Origin of the sequence: Paraburkholderia sp. (assembly GCF_049581445.1) — a bacterium.
Taxonomy (GTDB): domain Bacteria; phylum Pseudomonadota; class Gammaproteobacteria; order Burkholderiales; family Burkholderiaceae; genus Paraburkholderia.
The window spans coordinates 19,016-27,188 of record NZ_JBAURZ010000231.1 but is presented as its reverse complement, the minus strand read 5'-3'; the positions used below and the strand labels follow the sequence as shown (position 1 = coordinate 27,188).

Genomic DNA, 8,173 nt, shown 5'->3' with positions numbered 1-8,173 from the left:
GGCGCCGGCGCGAGAGCGGTGTGCCGGTGCGAACGCCAGCCTGCGACGGCGAGACCGCCGTACAGGAGCGCAGTGAGGGCATACAGTACAATATCCATATTCGAAGTTTACACTAGGCCCCTGCTCCGCGACGTGTCCCGCGTCGCGCCGTGCTCCGGCCGCACTGTTCATCGCTCCCCATGCTCGACAATCTGACTCAACGGATGGCGCGCGTCGTCAAGACGCTGCGCGGCGAAGCCCGGCTCACCGAGGCCAACACCCAGGAGATGCTGCGCGAAGTGCGCCTCGCGCTCCTCGAGGCCGACGTGGCACTGCCGGTTGTGCGCGAGTTCATCGCCAAGGTGAAGGAAAAGGCGCTCGGCGAAGAAGTCATCAGTAGCCTGTCGCCAGGTCAGGCGCTGGTCGGCGTGGTGCAGCGCGAGCTGACCGCGGTGATCGGCGGTGACTACGAAGGCAAAGCCGTCGAACTCAATCTCGCCGTTACGCCGCCCGCCGTCATTCTGATGGCCGGTCTGCAGGGCGCGGGTAAGACGACCACCGTCGGCAAGCTCGCCAAGCTGCTGCGCGAGAAGTACAAGAAGAAAGTGCTGACCGTTTCGTGCGACATCTACCGCCCCGCTGCTATCGCGCAGTTGAAGACGGTGACCGAGCAGGTCGGCGCAGACTTCTTCCCTTCCGAACCCGATCAGAAGCCGGTCGATATCGCGCGCGCCGCGGTCGACTGGGCCAGGCGCCATTACCACGACGTGCTGCTGGTCGACACGGCCGGCCGTCTCGGTATCGACGAAGTGATGATGCAGGAAATCTCCGCGCTGCATGCTGAACTGAAGCCGGCGGAAACGCTCTTCGTGGTGGATGCGATGCTGGGCCAGGATGCGGTCAACACCGCGAAGGCCTTCAGCGACGCGCTGCCGCTCACCGGGGTGGTACTCACCAAGCTCGACGGCGATTCGCGCGGCGGCGCGGCGCTGTCAGTGCGTCACGTAACGGGCAAGCCGATCAAATTCGTCGGCGTCGCCGAAAAGCTCGACGGTCTGGAGATTTTCTATCCGGACCGGATGGCCAACCGGATTCTCGGCATGGGCGATATTCTCGCCCTCGTCGAAGAAGCGCAGCGTGGCGTGGATGTACAAGCGGCGCAGAAGCTTGCCGACAAGGTCAAGAAAGGCGGCGACTTCGACCTCAACGATTTCCGCGCACAGTTGACCCAGATGAAGAGCATGGGCGGCCTGTCGTCGCTGATGGACAAGCTGCCTGCGCAGTTCCAGCAGGCCGCAGCCGGTGCCAACATGGGCATGGCCGAATCGCAGATGCGCCGCATGGAAGGCATCATCAACTCCATGACTCCGACCGAGCGCGCCAAGCCCGAGCTGATCAAGGCCACGCGCAAGCGCCGCATTGCAGCGGGCGCCGGCGTGCAGGTGCAGGAGGTCAACCGCATGCTGAATCAGTATGAGCAGATGCGCACGATGATGAAAAAGCTCAAGGGCGGCAATTTGCAAAAGATGATGCGCGGCATGAAAGGCATGCTGCCCGGCATGCGCTAAGTCAGATGGCGGGATGATCCAGTCTTGCCGGGTCATCCACCGGCCAGGGTGCGCGCTCCGGGACGCCCGGGTATATGCTGTAGCGCGCGCCGTCGTTCTTTCTCACACTATGTATACAGATACCTCCCGCCAGACGCCATGAATCGCGAAGAAGCTCTCCATATTTTCAGCCACTCCGAAGAGATCGTTTCGGCTCACGACGTCAACGCGTCGATCAGCGGAATGGCTGCAGCCATCGCTGCCGAAATGAGCGAGGAATTCCCGCTCGTGCTGTCGGTGATGGGCGGCGCGGCGGTGTTCACCGGCATGCTATTGCCGCACCTCGATTTCCCGCTCGAGTTCGATTACATCCACCTGACCCGCTACCGCAACACCACCAAGGGCGGCAGCGAGATGCAATGGCGTGTGGCGCCGGCTGAGTCGGTGAAGGATCGCGTGGTGCTGGTGCTCGACGACATCCTCGACGAAGGTGAGACGATGGCCGCGATCCGCGACCGCATCCTCGCCATGGGTGCGAAGCGCTTCATGAGCGCCGTGCTGTGCGAGAAGATCATCCCGAAGGCCAAGCCGCTGCATCCGGATTTCTGCGGATTTGAGGTGCCGGACCGCTATGTGTTCGGCTGCGGGATGGATGCCAAGGGATATTGGCGCAACCTGCCTACCATCCGCGCGTTGACAGACGGCGCGTGAACCGTCGGCGCCCTCACCGGGGCGCGCTCAGCGCGCAAGTGCGCGCGACATCTCCGTCAGCGGCATTGCGACAATCGAGTTGAGCAGGCGCGCTTCGCCACCTTGAGGCCGTGCAATCTCATCGACAACACGCCAGGTGTCAGCGACGCGTTGGTCGAGCACGGTCAGCATTTCATCGAGAAACTTTTCGGCGCCTCTCGCGGGCAACCCCAAGTCCGTGCCTAGTTTCAGCATGTTGGCCCGAGTGACATCGGAGAAATGGGTTGCTTCGCCAACAGGCATGGTGAGTTCACAGTTCGGCCACTTGTCATGGCGCTCGGGCTGATACGTTTGTGTGTGATAGACCACCGTGCTCACCAGGTCGTAGAACGGCGCAAGCCTGTTGCCGAGTCTGGTCACGAAGAACGACATGTTTTTCAGATGCGCGTCCGCGTTGCCGATGAGCACGTTGAAGACCGACCACCGGAACACTTCGAGACGGGTCACGGCTCTCGTGGCTGACTTGTCGATTGCTTCGCGTAGTTTCTGCGCAGTCATCTGCTCGTATTTGTAGTCGCGCGAATAGTTGAGCAACTGGGCAGCGTCGACAACGTGAAGCCGCTTCACCGGTTCAGTGGATGTGTCGCGGTCGAAGCGGTCAATGATGTAGCACGCCGTAGGCACGCGCAGGAAGTGCGTCGGCGGTACCGGCAGGCCCATTGCTCGGGCTAGCCGCATACAGAAAAACTCGTTGATGGCCGCATGAGGGTACCCCGTCGTGCGTGAGTCAGGTTTGAGCAGATGCATCGACGGCTCATTGCCTTCGGGCTCAAAGAGTTTGCACTCGGGCGGCTCGCCCCTCATGGTCACCAGCAGTTTGGGCTGCGCGCCGGCGGCGGACATGCGCTTGGGTGCATCCGCGGTGAGCGCGCGTTGCGGCATGGCCCGGATGCGCGCTTCGAGTGCGTCAAACGCAAGGGGCTTCAGACCCGCTGCGGCCTCCTGCTGCCCCTCTGCGAGCAACGTCAGCGCGCCTGCAGACTCTCGGCCGTAATAGGCAAGCAGCCCCCAAGCATTGCTCTGGTCCACCCCGGCTTCGCGCGCGAGCGCGGTGCGCATGTTTTCTTCTGGCAGCAGATTGTCGAAAAACCACTGAACCGGGCGATTGCTCGAGCCATCCACAAATGCCTCGGCCCGCAAAGGGAAAGCGGGCGAAAGTGGAAACGTATCAGGGGCGTCAAGCCAACCCCCTTCGTACGCAAAGGACCAGATGTCGTCCTCGTCCGTGACGGTACCCATGTGCTGGCCGTTGGCGAATGCCAGGAGGCGTCTAGTTGTCACTTGGCGACCTGCGACGTTGGAGCGCTTTCATGGCGAGATCCGGTGGAATCTCGACGGCAGTAGTTGCGCGCAGCACGATGCCGAGTTCCAAGAGGAGCGCCAGCACCTTACCAATTTGCGCCGTCGGCTTGGCCGCCTCGAAGTGGCTGATGAACTTGGGCGATAACCCGGTCGCGTTGGCAAGGTCGTCGCGCGTCATCCCTTGTGCGAGGCGCGCGGCGCGCGCGAGTTGCGCGAGCGCGGCCATGTCGCTGATTGGAAAGTCTGACTGGGACACATTAGCTCCATCTTCGTATCCGATCGGGAACATTATGCCACATTCAGGGGCTAGGCTCATTGGTACGTATCCGAGCGGGAACTAAAAGACGACACCCGAGTGAAATCTTTTATCTTCGTTTCCGTTCGGATACGCATAGTCCTCGAGAGCGGCTCCAAATTGCTATTCGCATCCGCTCAGGTACGAAATATCCACTGAACGAAACGACGCTTGAACCTAGACGGGCTTCTGCTCATCCTGTTCCTTTCGGTTGAGCGTCAGGTCTACTTGGCCTCAAGTTCAACTGCTCGACGGTGAGCGCTGCAACGCCAGGTTGGCTTCGTTCACAGTTGATGCACGAACGAGCGAATACCACCGAGCACCATCTCCACCGAAATCGCCACCAGCACGAGTCCCATCAAGCGCTCGAAGGCCATCATGGTGCGCTCGCCGAGCACCTTCTGGATGCGCTCCGCCAGCACCAGCGCGATGGCACAGACAATCATCGTGACCGTCAGCGCGCCGATCCACTCGAACATCTTGCCGGGCGCCTGCGAGGTAAGAAGCATCACGGTAGCAAGTGCCGATGGCCCCGCAAGCGCCGGAATCGCCAGCGGCACGATGAGCGGCTCGCCGCCGCGCGTGTCGCCACCGAACGGGCCGTCCGGATGCGGAAAGACCATGCGGATCGCGATCAGAAACAGCACGATCCCGCCGCCTATCCGCAACGACTGATCGGTCAGGCTCATCATGCGCAGGAAGCGATCGCCGACCACCATGAAGATCAGCAGGATCACAAACGCGATCGCCACCTCACGGAGAATGACGATCGCGCGCCGTTCTGGCGCCACCCCGCGCAGACAACTAATGAAGAGCGGGATATTGCCCAGCGGGTCGGTGATCAGCAGCAGCAGGACGGTCGCAGACAGAAAGGTGTACTCCACCGACCGCCCCGATTAATTGGCCAGCGCCGCGTGAATCTTCTGCGTGATCGTCTGCACGGCGTCCTCGACCGGCAGCAGCGTCGCTTCCGTGTCGCGGCGTCCCTGATACTCGATCTTGCCTTCCTTCAAACCGCGATCGCCGATCACCAGGCGGTGCGGCACGCCAATCAGTTCCCAGTCGGCGAACATCACGCCCGGGCGCTCGCCACGATCGTCAAGGATCACGTCGATGCCCGCTGCAACGAGTTCCGCATACAGCTTGTCGGCCTGCTCGCGCACGGCGTCGCTTCGGTCGTAACCCATCGGGCAAAGCACCACTTCAAACGGCGCAATCGCTTCCGGCCAGATGATGCCCTTGTCGTCGAAGTTCTGTTCGATTGCTGCGCCCAGAATACGCGTCACGCCGATGCCGTAGCAGCCCATTTCCATCGGCTGCGGCTTGCCGTTTTCGTCCAGACACGTGGCATTCATCGCTTCCGAGTACTTCTTGCCCAACTGGAATACGTGGCCCACTTCGATGCCGCGGCAGATGTCGATCACGCCCTTGCCGTCCGGCGAAGGATCGCCTTTCTTGACGTTGCGGATGTCCGCGACAACCGGCTCCGGCAGATCGCGGCCCCAGTTCACACCGGTGATGTGGTAATCCACCTCGTTCGCACCCACCACGAAGTCGCTCATGTTCGCGACCGTGCGGTCCGCGATCACCTTGATCGGCTTCTTCGTGCTGATCGGACCGAGGTAGCCCGGCGGCGTGCCAAATGACTCGATGATCTCCGCTTCGGTTGCCATGCGGAAGTCGCCCAGCCCCGGCAGCTTGTTCGCCTTGATCTCATTCAGATCGTGATCGCCACGCAGCATCAGCAACCAGATGGTCGGCTCGGCGCCCTCGTTTTCCGTGGCCAGCACGATCGACTTGATGGTGCGCTCGAGCGGAATGTTCAGCAGTTCAGCCACCGCTTCGCACTTCGCCTTGCCGGGCGTGGCAGTCTTCTTCATCTCTTCGGCGGGCGCAGCGCGCTCGGCGTAGAGCGGCAACGCTTCCGCCGCCTCGACGTTTGCCGCGAAGTCCGAAGTCGGGCAATAGGCGATCGCATCTTCCCCCGTGTCGGCGATCACGTGGAACTCGTGTGAGCCGCTGCCGCCGATCGAGCCGTTATCCGCCGCCACCGCGCGGAAGTCGAGGCCGAGGCGCGTGAAAATGCGCACATACGCTTCGTACATCTTGCGATACGACTCTTTCAGACCGTCCTGGTCCTTGTCGAACGAGTACGCGTCTTTCATGATGAACTCGCGGCCGCGCATCACGCCGAAACGCGGACGGATCTCGTCACGGAACTTGGTCTGGATCTGATAGAAGTTCACCGGCAACTGACGGTAGCTCTTGATCTGATTCCGGGCGATGTCAGTGACCACTTCTTCGTGAGTCGGTCCGATCACGAAGTCGATCTGGCGGCGGTCCTTGAAGCGCAGCAGTTCCGGCCCGTATTTTTCCCAGCGGCCCGATTCCTGCCACAACTCGGCCGGCTGCACAGCCGGCATGAGCAGTTCGATCCCGCCTGCGCGGTTCATTTCCTCACGCACGATGGCTTCCACCTTGCGGATCGAGCGCAGCCCGATGGGCAGGTAGTTGTAGATGCCGCCGGCCACGCGGCGGATCATGCCGGCGCGCACCATCAGCTTGTGACTGACGATTTCGGCGTCGGCGGGGGCTTCTTTCAGGGTGCCGATAAAGAAACGGGTGGCTTTCATTCAGAATTTTCCAAAAGCGGCGGCGCCGGAGCGACCGCCCGAAAGGTGAAAACGGTGGGGAATTCGACAAAGGCGCGACAAAGATACCGCAAACGGGTGCCGAAACTGCCGCTGGCCTCGACCCCGCCGTCGCAGCATGTGCCGCAGCGCCGGATGGCCGACAGACTAACGCATTCGCGCCCCTTTTGCGGCGAATCGTTCCAATCTGGTGCGATTCGGTGCGTCAGGTCCGTTATCTGTTTATAATCAAAGCAATTTTAAAGGATTCGAAGGTGGTTGTATGCTGGATCGTGAAGGCTTTCGCCCGAACGTCGGCATCATCCTCTTGAACGCGCACAACGAGGTGTTTTGGGGCAAGCGGCTCCGTGAACATTCCTGGCAGTTTCCGCAAGGGGGCATCAAGTATGGCGAGACCCCCGTGCAAGCGATGTATCGGGAGTTACACGAAGAAACCGGCCTGCATCCGGAGCATGTCAAGATAATCGGTCGCACGCGCGACTGGTTGCGTTATGAGGTGCCGGACAAGTTCATCAAGCGTGAAGTACGCGGTCATTACCGCGGCCAGAAACAGATCTGGTTCCTGCTTCGGATGGTAGGGCGCGACTGCGATATTTGCCTGCGCGCGTGCGATCATCCCGAGTTCGATGCTTGGCGCTGGAACGAGTACTGGGTGCCGCTCGACTGTGTGATCGAGTTCAAGCGGGATGTGTATCAGTTGGCGCTGACGGAGTTGTCCCGTTTTCTGCGCCGTGCTGCGCCGCGTCCGGAAAAACCCGGCGGCCATCACGGGCCGCGCTATCCCCGGATAGTGTCTACCGTGACGGAGCTGCAGGAGGTGTCGGTAACGGACTCGTCCGTCACAGTTGAGACTTCGATTCGCACGACGATCGAGTCCGGCTGCGAATCTGCCGAGGCCCCCCTGACCCAGCCGGGTCTGCGCGACTAAACCCCATGCGGCTTTCAATGCCGCATTTGCCGGCGTGACAGGAGCCCTGTCACGCCGGTGTTTCGAGGATTTCATATTGAAAGCACTTGCTCTCGTCGTGGCGTGCGTCGCCACCGGCGCCCTGCTGGCTGGCTGTTCGAGCGCCAGCAAACCCACCAACAAGGATGACAGCGCGTTTACGTATCTGTTCGATCGCAAGTCCAACTGGACCGAAAACAAGGTCGACAGCCTGCCGCCGCTTCCGCAACAGGCCAATCTCCTGCCGTTCGACGTCTCGGGCAACACCCCGCTCACGTTCGCGGTCGACTCGAAATCGCTCAGCGTTGGTGACGACGGCGTGGTGCGCTACACGGTGGTCGCAAAGAGCCCGAGCGGTGCGTACAACGTGAATTACGAAGGAATTCGCTGCGATACGTATGAATGGCGCCAATATGCGGGCCTCAACGCGGATCACGACGGCTGGGATGACAGCGTCGCCACGCCTTTCGCGCGGATCGAAAACGGCACACTGAACGCTTATCAGGCGTCGCTCTATCAGGATTACTTCTGCACGAGCAAAATGCCGACCGGCAGCGCCAAGCAGATTCTGGAGAACATCCGCTACAGGCGTACCGCGAGTTCGCAGATACGCTGAGGCTGAGAGCAGCGCTCCAAGGGCCGGCTTTGGACAAAACGAGCCGGTATGCAAAAGAAAAAAGCCGTTCCGGGCATATGCCTGGAA

The 8,173-nt window shown here is 61.2% G+C and carries 8 protein-coding genes and 1 pseudogene; 4 read left to right on the top strand and 5 right to left on the bottom strand.

Annotated features, from left to right (window positions below):
• A pseudogene (locus WCA85_RS20000) lies at positions 1 to 98 on the bottom strand (inner membrane protein YpjD); the annotation flags it as partial.
• Between the two features lie 81 nt (positions 99 to 179).
• On the opposite strand from WCA85_RS20000, the gene ffh reads away from it, so the two are divergent.
• Both ffh and WCA85_RS19990 read left to right on the top strand, forming a co-directional pair.
• A complete protein-coding gene (ffh, locus tag WCA85_RS19995; protein ID WP_424066611.1) occupies positions 180 to 1,547 on the top strand; it encodes a signal recognition particle protein in 1,368 nt (455 codons plus the stop codon).
• 138 nt (positions 1,548 to 1,685) lie between these two features.
• Entirely contained in the window at positions 1,686 to 2,237 is a 552-nt protein-coding gene (locus WCA85_RS19990; RefSeq protein WP_424066610.1) for a hypoxanthine-guanine phosphoribosyltransferase, read from the top strand.
• 27 nt (positions 2,238 to 2,264) lie between these two features.
• On the opposite strand, the gene WCA85_RS19985 is transcribed toward WCA85_RS19990, so the two are convergent.
• The 4 genes from WCA85_RS19985 to WCA85_RS19970 all read right to left on the bottom strand — a co-directional run bounded on the left by WCA85_RS19985 (position 2,265) and on the right by WCA85_RS19970 (position 6,506).
• Entirely contained in the window at positions 2,265 to 3,557 is a 1,293-nt protein-coding gene (locus tag WCA85_RS19985) for a HipA domain-containing protein (RefSeq protein WP_424066609.1), read from the bottom strand.
• Positions 3,547 to 3,834, bottom strand: coding sequence for a helix-turn-helix domain-containing protein (locus WCA85_RS19980; RefSeq protein WP_424066613.1), 288 nt, complete (start codon positions 3,832 to 3,834; stop codon positions 3,547 to 3,549). The genes WCA85_RS19985 and WCA85_RS19980 overlap by 11 nt, the downstream gene beginning before the upstream one ends.
• 323 nt (positions 3,835 to 4,157) lie before the next feature.
• Entirely contained in the window at positions 4,158 to 4,757 is a 600-nt protein-coding gene (locus WCA85_RS19975; RefSeq protein WP_424066608.1) for a MarC family protein, read from the bottom strand.
• Between the two features lie 12 nt (positions 4,758 to 4,769).
• Complete coding sequence (locus tag WCA85_RS19970) at positions 4,770 to 6,506, bottom strand: proline--tRNA ligase (protein ID WP_424066607.1); 1,737 nt, start codon at positions 6,504 to 6,506, stop codon at positions 4,770 to 4,772.
• Between the two features lie 280 nt (positions 6,507 to 6,786).
• On the opposite strand from WCA85_RS19970, the gene WCA85_RS19965 reads away from it, so the two are divergent.
• Both WCA85_RS19965 and WCA85_RS19960 read left to right on the top strand, forming a co-directional pair.
• Complete coding sequence (locus WCA85_RS19965; protein ID WP_424066606.1) at positions 6,787 to 7,452, top strand: RNA pyrophosphohydrolase; 666 nt, start codon at positions 6,787 to 6,789, stop codon at positions 7,450 to 7,452.
• A 76-nt stretch (positions 7,453 to 7,528) separates the two neighbouring features.
• Positions 7,529 to 8,086 (top strand): CNP1-like family protein, encoded by a 558-nt coding sequence (locus WCA85_RS19960; RefSeq protein WP_424066605.1) that lies wholly within the window; start codon positions 7,529 to 7,531, stop codon positions 8,084 to 8,086.
• Positions 8,087 to 8,173 lie beyond the last annotated feature (87 nt).

Excerpts from the sequence above, each read along its gene's own strand:
- WCA85_RS19965 (WP_424066606.1), top strand. The coding sequence starts at position 6,787 with ATGCTGGATCGTGAAGGCTTTCGCCCGAACGTCGGCATCATCCTCTTG.
- WCA85_RS19970 (WP_424066607.1), bottom strand. The coding sequence starts at position 6,506 with ATGAAAGCCACCCGTTTCTTTATCGGCACCCTGAAAGAAGCCCCCGCC.
- WCA85_RS19990 (WP_424066610.1), top strand. The coding sequence starts at position 1,686 with ATGAATCGCGAAGAAGCTCTCCATATTTTCAGCCACTCCGAAGAGATC.
- ffh (WP_424066611.1), top strand. The coding sequence starts at position 180 with ATGCTCGACAATCTGACTCAACGGATGGCGCGCGTCGTCAAGACGCTG.